We start from the raw sequence: 17,841 nt of genomic DNA, 5'->3' as shown, positions 1-17,841 counted from the left end.
CCGATGATGCCGGTCCGGTGCCGAACCGTTATGATGCGCCTGCCAACGACCACGCCCCCCGTTTCCATGACACTGCGCCTGCAATACTTCGACGATGTGCCGATCATGCCCTATACCCGCCTGCTGGGCGGCGGCTCGCCGCACGAGGGCGGGCCGGTGTGGCCGGATTGGGAGCGCCAGACCACGGCGCGGCATTGCCGCAAGGGCCAGCCCTGCGACCATCCGCCCATCATACTGCCCATCGAGGATATCCTGGCCGAGCCGGTCGCCTGGGCCGGTCCCATCGTCCCCCATTTCGGCCATCAGCTCGCCGAGTTCTCCTTGCGTATCCTGCCAACGCTGGCGGAATGGCCGGACGCCGTGTTCGCCTTCGCGGCCAATCCGCCGCGCAAAATCACCTCGCTGGCCACGGCCCCCGGCTTTTTCCGGGAAATCCTGGCTTGGTTCGGCGTCGCCCCGGAGCGGACGCGGGTCTTGGTCAAACCGACCCTGGCTGCCCGCCTCCGCGTCGCTCCCCAAGCCGAACAACTGGGCCGGATCGGCCCCGCGCCCGATTACCTCGACCTGTTGGATACACTCACCCGGAAGCGCCTGGGCCGTCCGGGCCGGCGGGGCCGGCTATACGTCTCCAGGGCGGGCCAAAGCGCCCGCTTCGCCGGGGAGCGCTATCTTGAAACCGCCCTGGCGGCGGCGGGCGTGGCGGTGTTCCGCCCGGAAAGGGTGGCCCTGGCCCAGCAACTCAGGCGCTACGCCGTCGCCGAGCATGTGATCTTCGCGGAAGGCTCGGCCTTGCACGGCACCCAACTCCTCGGGCGGGCGCTGGGCCGGGTCAGCGTCCTGTGCCGCCGCCCGAGTTCCAGGCTGGCCGAGGTTTTCGTCCAAGCCCGCGCCCAAAGCCTCGAATACCTGGATTGCGGAGCCCAGCTGATTTATGGCCTGGATGCGACGGGCAGGATCGCCGATAGCCGGGCCCTCACCGTCCTGGACGAAGCCTTGTTGCTGGACCGCCTGGAATGGCTGGGCATCCCGCTCCGGCGGTACTGGGACAGCGCCCAGTATCAGGCGGCCTGCGCGGACGATATCCGGGAATGGCTGGTAAGCTTCGCTCAAAGTCCACGCCTAGCCGTGCCCGGTTCACGCGAGCGAATCCTGGCCTGCCTCGCCGCTTGCGGCTTCGCCGCCCTCGCCCCGGCCATCGACGCGCCCACTCCGCCAATCCGATGAACCCACCGCCCATTGTCCACTTCCAAGCCGTCGTCAAACGCTACGACGGCAAAACCATCCTGCCCGGCCTGGACCTCGCCGTGAACGAGGGCGAATTCCTGACCTTGCTCGGTCCTTCCGGCTGCGGCAAGACCACGGCCTTGCGGTTGCTGGCCGGGTTCGAGACGCCCGACGCCGGGGAAGTGCGGCTCGACGGCAACTGCGTCAATACCTGGCCGCCCCACCGCCGCCCGGTCAATACCGTATTCCAGAGCTACGCCCTGTTCCCGCATATGACGGTGTTCGACAACGTGGCGTTCGGACTGCGGATGGCCAAAACGCCCCGCGCCGAAATCCCCCTGCGGGTGGCGGAAGCCCTGGCCGGCGTCCGGTTGGAGGATTTGGCCGGACGTAAACCGCACCAGTTGTCCGGCGGGCAGCAACAGCGGGTGGCCCTGGCCCGCGCCCTGGTCAACCAGCCCCGCGTGCTGTTGCTGGACGAACCCTTGAGCGCCCTGGACCACCGGCTGCGCAAGGCGATGCAGCGCGAACTCAAAGCCCTGCAAGCCCGGCTGGGCCTGACCTTCCTGTTCGTCACCCACGACCAGGAAGAAGCCTTGTCCATGTCCGACCGGGTGGCGGTGATGCGGAATGGGATGATCGAGCAAATCGGCACGCCCCGCGAGATTTACCAACATCCCGCCAGCCTGTTCGTGGCCGGGTTCGTCGGCGAGAGCAACCGGCTCGACGCGGTCGTCACCGCGCTGCCGGAGCCGGGCCGGATCGCGGCGCGGGTCGAAGGCTTGGACCGCGTGTTCGGCTCCGGGCGGCCCTGGACGGTGGGCGATAAAATCCATGTGCTGCTCAGGCCGGAACATCTGCGGCTGGAACCGGAAGCCGCCGCGCCGGACCGCTTGCGGGGCACCATCACCGCGCAGACCTATAAAGGCATGGGCCTGGATACGGTGGTCGAACTGGACGGCGGCAAGACCGTGCTGGCGAGCGGGTTCTGCGGCGGGGCGGACCAGGATTACAGGGTCGGACAGCGGGTGGCGGTGGCTTGGGCGGAAGGGTCGGAGACGGTGTTGCCCGCCGGGGCATAGGATCAAACATCCGCAGGATCGGGCAATCCAGGTCCACGGTCAAAAAGCCTTCCGCAAGCCCGGTGCGCGTTGGACAATTTCCCAGTCATTCCACACCCAGGACACCGCCATGCCGAACCCTTTCCTCGACACTTCCCTGGACGACCGCCTCGCCCAACACGCGGCCCTAGACGGTCAAACCGCCCTCATCGACTGGTTCCGCGCCACCGCGGCAACAGTCCCGGCCTACCGCCACTTCCTGGCCGGGCATGGCCTCGCGCCCGAAAACGTGGCCACCTACGAGGACTTCGCCCGCCTGCCGCTCACCGACAAACCCAACTACATGCACGCTTACCCCCTGCCGGAACGCTGCCGGGGCGGGAGCCTGTTGGATTGCGACCGGGTGGCGGTATCCTCGGGTTCCACCGGCCAACCCACGTTTTGGCCGCGTTCGGTCCGGCACGAATTCGACATCGCCCTGCGCTTCGAACAAGTGTTCCGCGACAGTTTCCAAGCGCACGAACGCTCCACCCTGGCGGTGGTCTGCTTCGCATTGGGGAATTGGGTGGGCGGACTCTACACCGCGTCCTGCCTCTGGCATCTGGGGCAAAAGGGCTATCCGCTATTGGTGGCGACCCCAGGCAACAATAAGGCAGAAATCTTCCGCGTGGTGCGCGAACTCGCCCCGCATTTCGAACAGACGGTGTTGCTGGGCTATCCGCCCTTCGTCAAGGATGTGATCGACGCCGGACTGGCCGAAGGCATCGATTGGCCACAACACCGCATCAAACTGGTGTTCGCGGGCGAGGTGTTCAGCGAGGAATGGCGCAGCCTGGTGGGACAAAGGACCGGCTCGACCGCGATGTGCTACGACTCGGCCTCGCTCTACGGCACCGCCGACGGCGGCGTCCTGGGCAACGAAACGCCCTTGAGCATCGCCATCCGCCGCTTCCTGGCCCAACACCCCCAGGCCGCCCGCGAATTGTTCGGCGAGTCGCGCCTGCCGACCCTGGTGCAATACGACCCCCTCAGCCGTTATTTCGAGTTGCACGAGGGCACCCTGGTGGTTTCCGGCGACAACGGCCTGCCGCTGTTCCGCTACCACATCGCCGACAAGGGTGGACTCGTCGGCCATGCCGAATTGCTGGCGTTCCTGGCCGACCATGGCGCGAAGCTGGCGGATTACGGGCTGGACCCGGCCCGGCCCACCCGCGCCCTGCCCTTCGCCTATGTGTTTGGCCGGGCCGATTTCACGGTGTCGTATTACGGGGCCAATATCTACCCGGAAAATATCGCCGTGGGCCTGGAGCAACCGGATATCCAGGCTTTCGCAACGGGGAAATTCGTGCTGGAAGTGCGGGAAACCCCGGCGGGCGACAGCGAATTGAGGGTGGCGGTGGAATTATTACCGGGCATCGCCGCCGATATGGGGAAAGCGGCGCGGCTGGCGGAATCGATCCGGGCGCAATTGCTCAGGCTGAACAGCGAATTCGCCAATTACACCCCGCCGGAACGGCAAACGCCCCGGATGGAACTCAGACCGTTCGGGGATGCCGAGTATTTCCCGGTGGGCGTGAAACACCGCTATACCCGGCGCTAACGGTGGGATGAAAACCCAGGACCGCGCCCCGGTGTGGGGTTTATCAGCCGGTTTTGGCGGCATATGGAAATGCCAAACCCAGATTATCCCAAAACATCGCGCAAGGCCGACTCCAGGGTTTCAAAGCGGAACTCGAATCCCGCTTCCCGCGCCCGCTTGGGCACGACCCGCTGACCGCCCAGGAGCAATTCCGCCATTTCTCCCAAACCCAACCGGAGCGGCCCCGCCGGAACCGGCAATAAAGCGGGCCGCTTCAACGCCGCCGCGAGACGGGCCGTGAATTCAGCATTGGTGACAGGCCGGGGCGCGGTGGCGTTGAAGACGCCGACGAGTTGCGGGGAATCGATGAGGTAGCGGGTCAAAGCGATATGGTCGTCGAGATGGACCCAGGACATCCATTGCCCGCCATCGCCGATCCGCCCGCCCAGCCCGAACTTGAACAAGGGCAACATCTTGGCGAGGAATCCGCCGCGTGGAGCGACCACCAAGCCGGTGCGCAGTAGGCAAACCCGGACGCCCAGGGCCGTGGCGTTCAGCGTTTCCGCTTCCCAGGCCGCACACAGGCGCTCGCTGAAGCCTTCGCCCTGGCAGGTCGAAGCCTCGTCCAGCGTCTCGTCGCCGCGACTGCCATAAACACCTATGGCCGAGCCGCCGATCAACACGGCGGGTTTCTGATCGGCCCGGCCCATGGCCTCCACCAACCGATGGGTCAAATCGACCCGGCTCTCCCACAAAGCCCGCTTGCGGCTTTCGGACCAACGCCGGTCGGCGATGGGTTCGCCCGCCAGGTTGATGACCGCATCGAACCGGGAAGCGGGCGTCCAGACCTCCAGGCTATCCACGAGCTCCACACCCGGCCCGCATTTAAGCTTGGCGGCGGCGGTATCGCGGCTGAGGACGGTAAGGTAGTGCCCATTTTCCGATAACGCCTTGCACAGCGCCCGACCAATCAGGCCGGTACCGCCCGTGACGAAAATCCGCATGGCTTTTGCAACCTAAAATGTTGTGGCAAACCCGCCCCAAGGATAGAGGGAAAACCGAACGGCATCGTGGAATGCGTCCTAGGCTGGCGTACAGGCGGGAGGAAGACCGCTGGAACCTGTTTATTTCAGGCGAACCAGGGTTCTGGAACAGATTATGGGTGGGGAGTGGGGGAGAGGAAAAGTCTTTTCACTGGCCGATTACGGCGGATATAGGCTTTTCATAACACGGTGAAAAGCGTTTTCGAGAGAAGCCTATACCCACCGCGAATCGAAATACTTACTTTTTTTCTTCGTCGTTGAAAACCCAACGAACAAAGAACACGCCAACGGCGATGATCACGATGGTGACCACGATACCGACGGGGGATCTCATTTTTTCAACCAGATCTAGTATGGCTCCCATTCTTAACCTACCTTCTTAACTTAAAATTTGTTCTATTGGGTGTCTTTTGAAATAGCAACGAACGCTATTGCGGCGACTATTCTTACCTTACGCTCGGCCCCTGTCAAGTCAACAGGCTCCACCGCCGCCAAATTTAACCATGAAAACCACGCGACAAAACGCCGCAGGCCAATTAATCCGGGTACAAAAAAGCCCAGAGGATATTATCATCTGGGCTAGGATTCGGTGCCTGAAAAAGTTATTTTGATTTCGCCGCTTTACTTGGCTTAAACAAAGCTGCTTTCAAGGACGGGAATCTTCAGGCTTGAATTACCGGATAACTTAGTTCATGGAAACCGGGGCTTCCAGCTTCTGCTTGTCGCCGTCCGGGGAGTTACCGCAGCCAACAACAACCAGAGACATCATGAGAACGCTAACAACGCAAAGCAACTTTTTCATAAGATCCTCCTCAATTACAAAGCTCTAAGATTTATAGTTGGTAGTGCCGATAGCACGGCGACTTTATAAAGAAGATTTCCCAAAAATGCAAGAGGGGCTTTTATTTTTCGCCCGCCACGCCCGCCGCATCCTCGCCGAGAACGCATCCAGGCTTATAAGGACAACACCTCCAAACCCGCCACACCGGATTCCCCGGCGGGCCCGCCCGCCGTCCCGCGCAGCCGCTCCAAACCCGCGAAATCGAACAAGGCGCGGTCGGCCAGTTGCGAAGGGGCCACATTGCCCAGCGCCGTGAAAATGGTTTCCACCCGCCCTGGATGGCGCTTTTCCCATTCGGCCAGCATGGCTTTCATGGCTTGGCGCTGGAGGTTTTCCTGGGAACCGCACAGGTTGCAGGGGATCAAGGGGAAATCCCGGACCTCGGCATAAGCCGCGATATCCCGCTCCTTGCAATAGGCCAAGGGGCGGATCACCACGTGCCGCCGGTCGTCGCTGAGGAGTTTGGGCGGCATGGCCTTGAGCGCCCCGCCGTAGAACAGGTTGAGGAAGAAGGTTTCCAGGATATCGTCGCGATGGTGGCCCAAGGCGATCTTGGTGATGCCGTTCTCGGCGGCGTAGCGGTACAGCACGCCGCGCCTGAGCCGGGAGCATAGCCCGCAGGTGGTTTTGCCCTCGGGGACCACCCGCTTAACGATGCTATAGGTATCCTGCTCGATGATGTCGAAGGGCACTCCCCGGCTTTCCAGATACTCGGGCAAGACCCGCTCGGGAAAGCCGGGTTGTTTCTGGTCCAGGTTGACGGCGACGATCTCGAAGCGCACCGGGGCGCTGGCCTGGAGGCTGAGCAAGATGTCGAGCAAGGTGTAGGAATCCTTGCCCCCGGACAGGCAGACCATCACTTTGTCGCCCGCCTCGATCATCCGATAATCGGCTATCGCCTCGCCCACCTGGCGGCGCAGGCGCTTTTGCAGTTTGTTGAACTCGTAGCGCTGCTTTTCGCCAAGCGCGGCCGTCGCGCTATCCACCATAGCGTTGGAACACCAAGCTGGCATTGGTGCCGCCGAAGCCGAAGCTGTTGGACATGGCGATATCGATGCGGGCATTGTCGATCCGCTGCCGCACGATGGGCACGCCGTCCGCGCCGGGGTCGAGGGTGTCGATATTGGCCGAGGCGCAGATGAAACGCCCCTCCATCATCAACAGCGAATAAATCGCCTCGTGGACGCCCGCCGCGCCCAGCGCATGGCCGGACAGGGACTTGGTGGAACTGATCGGCGGGATTTCGACCCCGAACACTTCCTTGACGGCCTGCAATTCGCGGATATCGCCAATAGGGGTGCTGGTGCCATGGGCGTTGATATAATCGATAGGGCCGCTCACGCTTTCCATGGCCTGCCTCATGCAGCGTACCGCGCCTTCGCCGGAGGGCTGGACCATGTCATAGCCATCGGAGGTCGCGCCATAGCCGATCAATTCGCCGTAGATTTTGGCCCCACGCGCCTTGGCGTGTTCCAGTTCCTCCAGCACCAGCACCCCGGCCCCGCCCGAGATCACAAAGCCATCGCGGTCGGCATCATAAGCGCGGGAAGCGATTTCCGGCGTGTCGTTGTACTTGGCGGACAAGGCTCCCATGGCATCGAACAACACGGTCATGGTCCAATGTACTTCTTCGCCGCCGCCGGCGAACATCACATCCTGCTTGCCCAGTTGGATCAATTCGGCCGCGTTGCCGACGCAATGGGCGCTGGTGGCGCAGGCCGAACTGATGGAGTAATTCACGCCCTTGATCTTGAACGGCGTGGCGAGGCAGGCGGAATTGGTGTTGGACATGGTGCGCGGCACCATGTAGGGACCGACCTTCTTAACGCCCTTCTCGCGGTAGCTATCCCAAGCCAACAGCAGATTGGAGGTGGATGGCCCGCCGGAACCCATCACCAGGCCGGTGCGGGGATTCGAGACCTCGGATTCCTCCAGGCAGGCGTCGGCGATGGCCTCCTGCATGGCGAGATAATTGTAGGCCGCGCCATCGCCCATGAACCGGCGGATTTTGCGGTCGATCAACTCGTCCGGGTCCAGCTTGATCGGGCCATGGACCTGGCTGCGGAATTTCATTTCCCGGTATTCCTCGCTGAAGCGGATACCGCTCCGGCCCTGCCGCAAGGCGTCGGTCACTTCCGAGCGATTGTTCCCGAGGCTGGAAACCACCCCGATACCCGTTACAACTACGCGCTTCATATCGTGCAACCTCGTCAAAAGGCGTCCGTGGAGGTGAAGAGGCCGACCCTGAGATCGGAGGCTTCATAGATGACCTTGCCATCGCACTCCAATTCGGCGTCGGCGATCCCCATGACCAATTTGCGCATGATGACCCGCTTCAAATTGATCCGGTAGACGACCAGCCGGTTCGTGGGCAACACCTGGCCGCGGAATTTGACCTCGCCCACGCCCAAGGCCCGGCCCCGGCCCTTCCCCCCCATCCAACCGAGATAGAAACCGATCATCTGCCACATGGCATCGAGTCCCAGGCAACCGGGCATCACGGGATCGTTCATGAAATGGCAATCGAAAAACCACAGGTCGGGATGCACATCCAATTCGGCGATGATCGAACCTTTTTCGTAAAGGCCGCCCTCGGAATTGATATGGGTGATACGGTCGAACATCAGCATGGGCGGGAGCGGTAATTCGGCGTTGCCGGGACCGAACATTTCTCCCCGTCCGCATTGGATCAATTCCTCGCGGGTGTAGCTATGCTGCCTTTGCTTTAATTCTGGTTCCTTGCTTATCATGATATTGCCCGATGTTGCCTCTATACCGTGTTATAGTGCGGAATCCCCCGGCGCGGACGGCCTCCCGCATTCCTTGACGATCAGCCGATGCCGCCGCAGCGGAAACCCTCCCCATCGTCCGAACCAATATAATAATCCGAACCGACGCGGGCGGAGAATCCGTAAATCCCAGCTGTTATTAGCGAGTTTTTGTTAAACGTTCTATTGTACCAGGAAAAAACCCGCTTGATGACACGGCACTAGGCCGTGCGCAACCCCCCTCCCCTAGAATATCCCAAAATCATGTGGGAGCGGCTTTTAGGCCGCGGCCATCGCTTACGCGCCTAAAATCCACCCCCACCCAGAACGTCCGGCCCGACAACGCCCCGGCCTGGACGGTCGATCCTCACAAGGGAGCACCACGCAAGCCTTTCACCGCCGCCGCCACATCGCGGCTGAGATCGTTCAAAGCGTGGTTCATCGCCTCCACCGTGGCCCGGTAGTCCGGTCCCGCCGGGTGCGCCGTGTAGCTGGCTTCCCGCGCCAGCAACTCGTTGTCGTTGGTGGGACTCGACACACTCCAGCGCGCCTTCAACACCACATCGCCCGAATCCGCCCGGTCGTAGCGGACCACCCGCACCGCCACTTGGTAATCGATCTCCTGCGAACGATTCCAGGGATAGATCACCACCTTCTGGCCAGGCAGCAGCAGCGAAAGGTTCTCCGCCAAAACCTGCACCACGTTGTCCTGGACCGGCTCGGCCCAGCGGTCGAACTCGGCTAGTTGCAATTCGTTCGCGCCGCTGCGGGTGACGATCTGGGGCCGGTCCATCGATTTGGGCAGTTCCACCGGACCCAGGCCCAGCGCCAGGCCCAGGCCGGCGGCCTCGGCCTTCGCCCCGGAAGCCTGCAAGGGCGCGAGGGTGTAGAACCGCGTCGGCGGCGTGCTGCCGCAACCGGCGGCGGACAACAAAACGGCGTAGGCCAGGATCAGGAAGCTGCGTCTCATGGTGTGGCTCCGGATTTGCCCTTCAACAAGGCTTCGGGGTGGCGGTCGAGGTAATCGCTGAGATTACGCAGGGAACGGGCGGCGGAGGACAATTCCTCCAGCGCCTTGTTGAGGTTGACGGTCATCGGCGCGCCGGGTTCGAGTTGGCCCAGCGCCTTCTTGACCGAACCCAAGCTCTGCTCCATGCCGGTGGCCAGGGCGGCGACATGGGTATCCGCCGTCCTGGCCAAGGACTGGACCTGCTTCATGGCCGCGTCCAGGTCGCGGATGGTCTGCTGCAATTCGGGGGCGTTGGTCAGCCGGTTGGCCCCCTGGACCGTGCCCAGGAGTTCGTTGCCGATCTTCTCAAACGGTATCTTCTTGAGGCTCGCCATGATATCCATGGCGGACTTCTGCAATTCGTCGCTCAAGGACGGCAGGGTGGGAATCTCGGGGTAGGGACCGCCATAAACCAAGGTCTTGGGCGGAACATCGGGATAGAGGTCCAAATCCACATATAGCTGCCCGGTCAGGAAACTCCCGGTCTTGAGCCGCGCCCGCATGCCCTGGGCGACCAGGCTTTCGATGACCGGACGCCGGCCTTGGGCGATCTGGTCCTGGTAGGCCGCCATATATTTCCTCACCGCCTCGCCGCTGGCGAAATCCTCCGGGTCGAGGTCGATGGTGACCGGGATGCGGAATTTCTTGGTCTGGAAATCCAAATCCAGATGCACATCGGTCACGGTCCCGACCCGCATCCCCCGCACCTCGACCGGCGCACCGCGCTGCAAGCCACGGACGGAATCGTCGAAATACAGCAGGAAGGTCTGCTTATGGCTATGGGCACCCTCGCCCACGTCGGTGAAATTGGGATGCAGGGTGAATTCGGTGCCCGCCACGCTTTCATGGCCGTTGGGATCGGCCACGTCCGGGGTATCGAAGGCGATGCCCCCGACCAACATGGACAACAAGGAACCCACCTTGAGGTTGAAGCCCTGGGCGTCCATCGACATGTCGATGGCGTCGGTCAGCCAGAACCGGGTCTTGTCGTGGATCAGTTGATCGAATGGAGCGTCGATGAAAATCTCGGTACGGACGCTTTGCTTGTTATCGGCCAACCGGGTTTCCACCACCCGACCCACCTGGATATTGCGGAAATAGATGGGCGCCCCTTCCTTCAAGGCACCGGCGTCGTAGGACACCAGGATGAACGAGCGTCCCGGCGTGTCGGCGCTGATCTTGGGGGCGTGTTCCAGGCCGATGAAATCTTTGCCGGGCTGGCCGGAACCGAACTCCACCGCGACGTAATTGCCCGCGATCAAGGTATCCAGGCCGGAAACCCCGCCCAGGCCCAATTGCGGCTTCACCACCCAGAACCGGCTATCCGCGCCCAGGTGCGAGGCCACGGTCTTGCTCATGCGGGCGGTGGCGACCACCTTGGACAAATCGCCGCTCAGTTCCACCGTCTGCAACAGGCCGACCTCGACATCCTTGTACTTGATCTTGGTCTTGCCGGCCTCCAGGCCCACGGCCTCCTTGAAAGTGATGGAGATCAACGGCCCCTGCTCGCTGAGGGTCTTGTAAGCCAGCCACAAGCCGATCAAACCCGCCACCAGCGGGATCAACCACACCAGGGGGAGGCTGCGGGATTCTTCGACCAGGGCTTCGGGAGAGGTATCGGTGGAGGGAGGGGAAGATTCGTTATGGTTTTGGCTCATCGGATTGTTCCAGGGCGTCCCAAATCAAACGGGGATCGAAGCTCATGGCCGCGAACATGGTAATCACCACCACCCCCGAGAAGGCGACGGCACCCGCGCCCGCCTCGATGGTGGCCAGGGCGCCGACCTTGACCAAGGCCACCAAGATCGAGATCACGAAGATATCGATCATGGACCAGCGCCCAACGCTCTCGGTCAGCCGGTAAAGGAAGGTGCGTTGGCGGGGCCGGATGTGCGATTTGCGGCCCACCGAAATCAGCAAATAGGTCAGCGTCAACAGCTTCAACACCGGCACGGTGATGCTGGCGAAGAACACCAGCAGCGCCAGCGGCCACATGCCACTTTCGATCAATTCCTTGACGCCGCTCAAGATGGTGTCCGGCTCGCCGTGCCCCGACATGATCACGGTCATGACCGGGAGCAGATTGGCCGGAATATACAGGATATAGGCGGCAATCGTCAGCGCCCAGGTGCGGCTAAGACTGTTCGGTTTGCGCGAACGCAATTCCGCCCCGCAGCGGGGACAACGGGCATGACAGCCTTGCGCCAGGGGCCGGGCGCGGACCAGCAGGTGGCAGGCGTCGCAATTCCAGAAACCGGCGCTGCGGGCGGTGGCGAGGGGTGGATTCATTTCAAGGACTCCAGACGCTCCCAGATTTCGTGGGGTTCGAGCATGGCGTCGGTCGCGGCCATGGCGACGATCATGGCGGCGAAGGAATACAGCGACAAGCCCGGCTCGATGGTGGCGAGATCAGCCAGTTTCACCACGGCGACCAGGATGCCGAGCATATACACCTCGGCCATGGCCCACGGCCCCAACAGCGCGATCCAGCGGAACACCGTGGTCATGCCCGGCAGCCTACGGTTCAGCCGGAGCGGCAACAGCACATAGAGCCAACCCGCGATCTTGAGGCCGGGCGCCAGGATGCTGACCCCGAACACCAAGGCCGCCATCGCCGAGAAACCCTGATGTTTCAACTCGAACACCCCGGAAATAACGGCGCCATATTCCACCCGGCCCTCGATATTGAGGCCCAGCAAGGGAAAGCTATTGGCGAGCGTGAACAACACCAGGCAAGCGAACGCCATCGCCAAACTGCGGCCCAGGGTATCGCGCTTACGTTGCAATAATACCGCCCCGCAGCGGACGCACAGGGCTTTCTGGCCCACGGCCAGCCTGGGCACGGGATAGAGCGCGTCGCAATCATGGCAGGCGATCCAATGTGGGTGGTGTTGCGCCGGGGTCTGGGTCGCGGGCCGCATCCTGTCCTCCCCCTCAGGCCTGTTGATGCCAGAACGGCGTGCCGATGACCGGCGTGCTGGCCTGGGCCGAATCATGCTCCGCCATGGCCCCACCGAGATAGGCCAGCCGCCCCGCCGCCACCGCCTGGGCGAAGGCCCGGGCCAGGGCCACCGGATCGCCGGCCAAGGCCACGGCGGTATTCAGCAGCACGCCATCGTAGCCCCATTCCATCACCTGGCAGGCATGGGACGGCAGGCCCAACCCGGCGTCGATCAGCATGGGGACTTCGATGCGCTCGCGCAGCAGCCGCAAGGCATAAGGATTGACCGGACCCTTGCCGGTGCCGATGGGCGCGGCCCAGGGCATCACGGCTTGGCAGCCGACATCGACCAAGCGCTTGCACAGCACCAAATCCTCGGTGCAATAGGGCAATACCTTGAAGCCCTCGCGCAGCAGTTTATCGGCCACCGCCACCATGCCTAGGGTATCGGGCTGCAAGGTGTAGTCGTCGCCGATCAATTCCAGCTTGAGCCACTCGGTATCGAAGATTTCCCGCGCCATCATGGCGGTGGCGTAGACCTCTTCCGGGCTATGGCAACCGGCGGTATTGGGCAGGATCGGCACGCCCAACCGGGCGAGCAATTGCCAAAAGGCCTGGCCGCCGGTTTCGTGGTGGGCGGCGGCTTGGCGGCGCAGCGACACCGTGAGCAGGGCGGGCGCGGCGACCACGACCGCTTGCTCCAGGATTTTGGGGGAAGGATACCGCGCCGTCCCCAGCAGCAAACGCCCGGCGAAGGATTGGCCGTAGAGGATGAGCGCGTCGGCGGTTTCGGTAGGAAGATTCATGGCTTCACTCACAGATAAGGTTCAACCCCCGGCGACGGGTTGGACGACCTCGACCTGATCGCCCGCGCGCAGCCGGGTTTCGCCGTACAAATGGCGGTGGACGAATTGCAGGTTGACCGCCACCGCGAACGGCGGGGCCGCGCCGAAACGGGCGAGGGCTTCCGCCAAGGTGGCGTCCTCGGGCAGATCATAGGGCTTTTGGTTGATGGTTATGCGTATGCTCATGGGAAATGGAGCGCGTTGCGCTATTAACGCCGGTAGAGCGAGGGGAACGGCTGGGCGGCGCACCAGGATTCCAGGTCCGCGCCACCCCGCTCCGCCACCCGCCGCAGCAAGGCCAGGGCGGCCTCCATGACCGCCGGGGCGATCAGATAGCCATGGCGGTACAGGCCGTTGACCTGGATCAAACGCCCGCCATCCCAGCGGATTTCCGGCAAATTATCGGGCAGGGCCGGGCGGCAGTGCGCGGCCAGTTCCAGAATGCGGGCCTCGCCGAACGCGGGATGCACCGCGTACAAGGCCGACAGCAGTTCCAGCGCCGAGCGCACGCTGGCCGGGGAAGTATCCTCGGTCTCGATCTGGGTCGCGCCGATGACGTAGACCCCACCAGGCTTGGGCGCGATATAGAGCGGATAACGCGGATGCAGCAAGCGCACCGGGCGGGTCAGGCCCACCTCGGACGATTGTACCCGCACCACCTCGCCGCGCACGCCGCGCAGGGTCCGCCATTCCGGCTTGGCCCCCAAGCCCCGGCAATCGATGATCCAATCGGCCCGGATGTGGTCCGGCGCGGTTTCGGTATGCCAGTGCAAAGCCACTGCGCTAGCTTCAAGTTGGGCCAGCAAGGCGTCCAACAGGCTGCGGTTGTCCAGCTGGCCTTCGCCCGCGAGATAAATCCCTTGGGCGAAACGCTGGCCCAAGGCGGGTTCCAGGGTTTGGATATCGGTGCCGGAGATTTCGCGCACCCGGTCGCCGCCGCGCAAACCGGGGTCCAGGGTCCGCAGCCGGGCCGAGAACTGGATGGCTTGGTCGCGATCCTGGGGATGCCAGACGACGAGGGTGCCCGCCTGTTGGAAAAACACCGGGCGGAGCAAAGCGGCGATGATCCGGGGCCAGCGTTCCAGGCTGGCCAGGCCGAGCTCGACGATGACGGGTTCGGAGACCACCGATTCGGCCCAGGGCGCGAGCATGGCGGCGGCGATATGGGCCGCGGCGGTCTGGCCGTCGGAACCGCCGCGCTCGTAGACCGCGACGCGATGCCCGGAGCGTGCCAATTCGACGGCCAGCAACCGCCCCATCAGGCCCGCGCCCAGAACGGCGATATTCAAAGACATGGAATTACCGGGGTGGTGAAAAAATCCCGCGCCCCAGTCCGGGCGCGATAGGGGATTTTCTCACGAATTGGCGGTGCGGGGGCAGGTGGCGGATCAGCGCGACAGAATCCGGGAAACCGGCGCTATGCCCCATCCGGGCTACGCGGGTTCGATGCTCGTTCCTGGGAATACGCCTTGAGGAAACCTTCCTGCAGGGTCTGCCACAGTTTGAGGTTGTGCTGGGCGAGGTCGGCATAGATGGACGCGGGCGCGGTCTGGATGAGGTTCGCCATCTGTTCCTGTACCGCCTGTTGCTGCTTGAGGAACACCGCCATGCTCTGTTCGAGATAGCGGGTCATGAACCCCTGCATGGCGTCGCCATAGGTGCGGATGATCTGCTCCAGCATCTCCTGGGTGAAGATCGGCTTGCCCCGTTCTTCTTGTTCGAGGATGACTTGCATGAGGATGGAACGGGTGATGTCCTCGTCGGTCTTGGCGTCCACCACCTTGAACTTGACGCCGGCTTTCACCAGCCGCCGCACATCGTCCAAGGTCACATAGGCGCTGATCTCGGTGTCGTAGAGGCGGCGGTTGGAATATTTTTTGATGATGCGTTCTGGTTGCACAACTTTAGGGAGAGTGAGGGAGGTTTGAAAGGGACGGTCCTGGACGGCGCATGGGATTCCGGCTGTTTCCACCGCGCCGTCAGGCCATCGGCTTATTGCATATGCTGGCCGCCGTTGATGGCGATTTCAGCCCCGGTGATGAAGCCGGATTCGTCCGCCGTCAGGAAGGCGATCAAGCGCCCGATCTCGGCGGGCTTACCGAAACGCCCGACCGGGATTTCGGCCATGATCTTGGCGCGGTGTTCTTCCGGCACCGCCATGATCATGGGCGATTCGATATAGCCGGGCGACACCGTGTTGACCGTGACGCCCTTGCGCGCGCCTTCCCGCGCCGCCGACATGGTGAAGCCATGGATGCCGGCCTTGCTGGCGGCGTAATTGGCCTGGCCGAACTGGCCCTTCATGCCGTTCACCGAGGAGATATTGACGATGCGCCCGAAACCCCGGTCCATCATGCCGGGGAACGCGCAGCGGGTGGTATTGAACACGCTGTCGAGATTGGCCGCGATGACCTCGCGCCATTGCTTGGGGTCCATCTTGCGCAACGTGGCGTCGCGGGTGATGCCCGCCGCGTTGACCAGGATATCGACCGGGCCGATATCGGCTTCGATCTGGGCGAAAGCCTGGGCGGTATCCTCGTAATCCGCCACGTCGCAGCCCACGACCCTCATGTCATAACCCTCGGCCTTGCGGGCCGCTTCCCAGGTGTCGGGCACGCAATCGGGCGTTCCCGGCAAGCACAGCGCCACCACCCGGTGGCCCGCCGCGCCCAGATGCTTGCAGACTTCGGTGCCGATGGTGCCGGTACCGCCCGTGACGACCGCTACTCTTCCGCTCATGGATCAACTCCTTAGCTTGGTTATACCGCTACTCGTTCAACGTTCCACCGCCACCGCGATGCCCTGGCCACCGCCGATGCACAAGGTCGCCAAGCCCTTCTTGGCATCGCGCAACGCCATCCCGTACAGTAAAGTCACCAAAATCCGCGCCCCCGAAGCCCCGATGGGATGGCCCAAGGCGATGGCTCCGCCATGGACGTTCACCTTGGCGGTATCCCAGCCCAGTTCACGGTTGACGGCGATGGCCTGGGCCGCGAACGCCTCGTTGGCTTCCACCAAATCCAGTGCGTCGATACTCCAACCGGCCCGGTCCAGCGCCTTGCGGGTCGCTTCTATCGGCCCCAGGCCCATGACCGCCGGATCGACCCCGGCACAGCCGAAAGCGGCGATCCGGGCCAAGGGCGTCAAGCCCAGCCGCTCCGCCGTACTTTCCGCCATCAGCAGCACGGCGGCGGCCCCGTCGTTGATGCCGGAAGCATTGCCCGGCGTCACCGTGCCCTCGGGCCGGAACGCCGGTTTCAGCTTGGCCAGCGCCTCGGCCGTGGTGCCGGCGCGGGGGAATTCGTCGGTATCGAACACCAGGGGCGGCTTTTTGCCCTGGGGCACTTCGATGGGAATGATTTCATCCCGGAACCGGCCCGCCGCGATAGCGGCCTCGGCCTTGTGCTGGGAAGCGGCAGCGAAAGCGTCTTGCTCCTCGCGGGTGAGGCCGAAGCGCTGGGCGATGTTCTCCGCCGTGCAACCCATATGGTAGTCGTTGAAAATATCCCACAGGCCATCGACGATCATGCTGTCGGCCAGGGACCAATCGCCCATGCGCTGGCCATCGCGGGAATGGGGCAGGAGGTGGGGCGCGAGGCTCATGTTTTCCTGGCCACCGGCCACGACGATCCCGGCATCGCCGCACCGGATGGCCTGCGCCGCCCATTGGATGGCCTTGAGGCCGCTGCCGCAGACCTTGTTCAAAGTGGTGGCCGGGGTCTCGTAAGGCAGTCCCGCGTACAACGCCGCTTGGCGGGCGGGATTCTGCCCGGCCCCGGCGGCGAGGACTTGGCCCAGGATGACTTCATCGACCTGCCGGGCTTCGAGCCCGGTCCTGGCGAGCAACCCGGCGATCACGTTCGCGCCGAGCCGGGCGGCGGGGATATTCGCCAAGGCGCCGCCGAATTTACCGATGGCGGTACGCGCCGCCGCGACGATAACCACTGCTGCCATGATGGGGGTTCCTCTCTATATCTTGGAAAGACCGACGGGCATGATTGCCTAGGGTTGCCCATGGGGGTTAAATGATGTCGCGCCCGCCGACCGGGTGCCGAGCCTCGCATCGCTTTCCCCCATCGAGAACCGACCTATGAAAAAATCCAGCTTGATCCTGTTCGCCTCGCTGCTGTTCGCCGCCTCCGCCACCCAGGCCGAAACCCCGGCTCCGGCGGCACCGGCAACAGCCACGCCCCCAACCCCGGCGGCGGCTCCCGCCACCGCGCCCGCCCACAAGGCCAAAAGCGCTTGCTATCAAGATATCCAAGCCCTGTGCGCGGGCGTCCAAAAAGGCGAGGGCCGCATCCAGAAATGCCTGGACGAACACGCCGACCAAGTCTCCGCCGCCTGCAAGGCCGAACACGCGCAAAAGAAAGCGGAAAACCAAGCCATCAAAGCGGCCTGCAAGACCGATATCAAACAGTTCTGCGCCGACAATAAACACCACGGCGCTTGGCTCGGCTGCCTCAAAAGCCACGCCGCCCAGCTTTCCCCCGATTGCGCCAAAACCCTAAACGACGCCATGGATTAATC

General features: G+C 63.2%; 18 protein-coding genes. 4 read left to right on the top strand and 14 right to left on the bottom strand.

Annotated elements, in window-relative coordinates; genetic code table 11:
* Positions 1–30 precede the first annotated feature (30 nt).
* The 3 genes from B9N93_RS01510 (at position 31) to B9N93_RS01500 (ending at position 3,885) form a co-directional block, all read left to right on the top strand.
* Entirely contained in the window at positions 31–1,224 is a 1,194-nt protein-coding gene (locus B9N93_RS01510) for a glycosyltransferase 61 family protein (RefSeq protein ID WP_176225085.1), read from the top strand.
* Positions 1,221–2,306: a spermidine/putrescine ABC transporter ATP-binding protein PotA gene (gene potA / locus B9N93_RS01505; RefSeq protein ID WP_085210251.1), complete on the top strand. Its 1,086-nt coding sequence runs from the start codon at positions 1,221–1,223 to the stop codon at positions 2,304–2,306. Before B9N93_RS01510 ends, potA begins: the two co-directional genes overlap by 4 nt.
* A 109-nt stretch (positions 2,307–2,415) precedes the next feature.
* A complete protein-coding gene (locus tag B9N93_RS01500) occupies positions 2,416–3,885 on the top strand; it encodes a phenylacetate--CoA ligase family protein (RefSeq protein WP_085210249.1) in 1,470 nt (489 codons plus the stop codon).
* An 83-nt stretch (positions 3,886–3,968) separates the two neighbouring features.
* On the opposite strand, the gene B9N93_RS01495 is transcribed toward B9N93_RS01500, so the two are convergent.
* The 14 genes from B9N93_RS01495 to B9N93_RS01430 all read right to left on the bottom strand — a co-directional run bounded on the left by B9N93_RS01495 (position 3,969) and on the right by B9N93_RS01430 (position 17,265).
* Positions 3,969–4,868, bottom strand: a complete 900-nt coding sequence (locus B9N93_RS01495; protein ID WP_085210247.1) for a TIGR01777 family oxidoreductase — start codon at positions 4,866–4,868, stop codon at positions 3,969–3,971.
* A 993-nt stretch (positions 4,869–5,861) separates the two neighbouring features.
* On the bottom strand, positions 5,862–6,737 hold the full coding sequence (gene ttcA, locus B9N93_RS01490; RefSeq protein WP_085210245.1) for a tRNA 2-thiocytidine(32) synthetase TtcA: 876 nt from the start codon (positions 6,735–6,737) through the stop codon (positions 5,862–5,864).
* On the bottom strand, positions 6,727–7,944 hold the full coding sequence (gene fabB, locus B9N93_RS01485; protein ID WP_085210244.1) for a beta-ketoacyl-ACP synthase I: 1,218 nt from the start codon (positions 7,942–7,944) through the stop codon (positions 6,727–6,729). The genes ttcA and fabB overlap by 11 nt, the downstream gene beginning before the upstream one ends.
* A 14-nt stretch (positions 7,945–7,958) precedes the next feature.
* Positions 7,959–8,498, bottom strand: coding sequence for a 3-hydroxyacyl-[acyl-carrier-protein] dehydratase FabA (gene fabA / locus B9N93_RS01480; protein WP_085210242.1), 540 nt, complete (start codon positions 8,496–8,498; stop codon positions 7,959–7,961).
* Between the two features lie 385 nt (positions 8,499–8,883).
* Positions 8,884–9,486 carry a PqiC family protein gene (locus tag B9N93_RS01475; protein WP_125468787.1) on the bottom strand — a complete coding sequence of 201 codons (603 nt, stop codon included), beginning with the start codon at positions 9,484–9,486 and terminating at the stop codon, positions 8,884–8,886.
* Positions 9,483–11,183: a PqiB family protein gene (locus B9N93_RS01470; RefSeq protein WP_085210238.1), complete on the bottom strand. Its 1,701-nt coding sequence runs from the start codon at positions 11,181–11,183 to the stop codon at positions 9,483–9,485. The genes B9N93_RS01475 and B9N93_RS01470 overlap by 4 nt, the downstream gene beginning before the upstream one ends.
* Positions 11,167–11,814 (bottom strand): paraquat-inducible protein A, encoded by a 648-nt coding sequence (locus B9N93_RS01465; RefSeq protein ID WP_085210236.1) that lies wholly within the window; start codon positions 11,812–11,814, stop codon positions 11,167–11,169. Before B9N93_RS01465 ends, B9N93_RS01470 begins: the two co-directional genes overlap by 17 nt.
* Positions 11,811–12,446 carry a paraquat-inducible protein A gene (locus B9N93_RS01460; RefSeq protein ID WP_176225084.1) on the bottom strand — a complete coding sequence of 212 codons (636 nt, stop codon included), beginning with the start codon at positions 12,444–12,446 and terminating at the stop codon, positions 11,811–11,813. The genes B9N93_RS01465 and B9N93_RS01460 overlap by 4 nt, the downstream gene beginning before the upstream one ends.
* Positions 12,447–12,459: 13 nt before the next feature.
* Complete coding sequence (locus B9N93_RS01455; RefSeq protein WP_085210232.1) at positions 12,460–13,272, bottom strand: thiazole synthase; 813 nt, start codon at positions 13,270–13,272, stop codon at positions 12,460–12,462.
* Between the two features lie 21 nt (positions 13,273–13,293).
* Complete coding sequence (thiS, locus tag B9N93_RS01450; RefSeq protein WP_217807248.1) at positions 13,294–13,497, bottom strand: sulfur carrier protein ThiS; 204 nt, start codon at positions 13,495–13,497, stop codon at positions 13,294–13,296.
* 23 nt (positions 13,498–13,520) lie between these two features.
* Complete coding sequence (locus tag B9N93_RS01445; RefSeq protein WP_085210230.1) at positions 13,521–14,606, bottom strand: FAD-dependent oxidoreductase; 1,086 nt, start codon at positions 14,604–14,606, stop codon at positions 13,521–13,523.
* A gap of 122 nt (positions 14,607–14,728) precedes the next feature.
* Positions 14,729–15,211: a polyhydroxyalkanoate synthesis repressor PhaR gene (gene phaR, locus B9N93_RS01440; RefSeq protein WP_085210228.1), complete on the bottom strand. Its 483-nt coding sequence runs from the start codon at positions 15,209–15,211 to the stop codon at positions 14,729–14,731.
* 92 nt (positions 15,212–15,303) lie between these two features.
* Positions 15,304–16,050 (bottom strand): acetoacetyl-CoA reductase, encoded by a 747-nt coding sequence (gene phbB, locus B9N93_RS01435; RefSeq protein ID WP_085210226.1) that lies wholly within the window; start codon positions 16,048–16,050, stop codon positions 15,304–15,306.
* Positions 16,051–16,086: 36 nt separating this feature from the next.
* Positions 16,087–17,265 carry an acetyl-CoA C-acetyltransferase gene (locus B9N93_RS01430; RefSeq protein WP_085210224.1) on the bottom strand — a complete coding sequence of 393 codons (1,179 nt, stop codon included), beginning with the start codon at positions 17,263–17,265 and terminating at the stop codon, positions 16,087–16,089.
* A 136-nt stretch (positions 17,266–17,401) separates the two neighbouring features.
* Between B9N93_RS01430 and B9N93_RS01425 the strand changes: the two genes are divergently transcribed.
* Positions 17,402–17,839: a hypothetical protein gene (locus B9N93_RS01425; RefSeq protein ID WP_085210222.1), complete on the top strand. Its 438-nt coding sequence runs from the start codon at positions 17,402–17,404 to the stop codon at positions 17,837–17,839.
* The last annotated feature ends 2 nt before the right edge of the window (positions 17,840–17,841 follow it).

Origin of the sequence: Methylomagnum ishizawai (assembly GCF_900155475.1) — a bacterium.
GTDB lineage: Bacteria > Pseudomonadota > Gammaproteobacteria > Methylococcales > Methylococcaceae > Methylomagnum > Methylomagnum ishizawai_A.
Note: the sequence above shows the minus strand (reverse complement) of the source record. Positions and strands in the feature narration are given on the sequence as shown.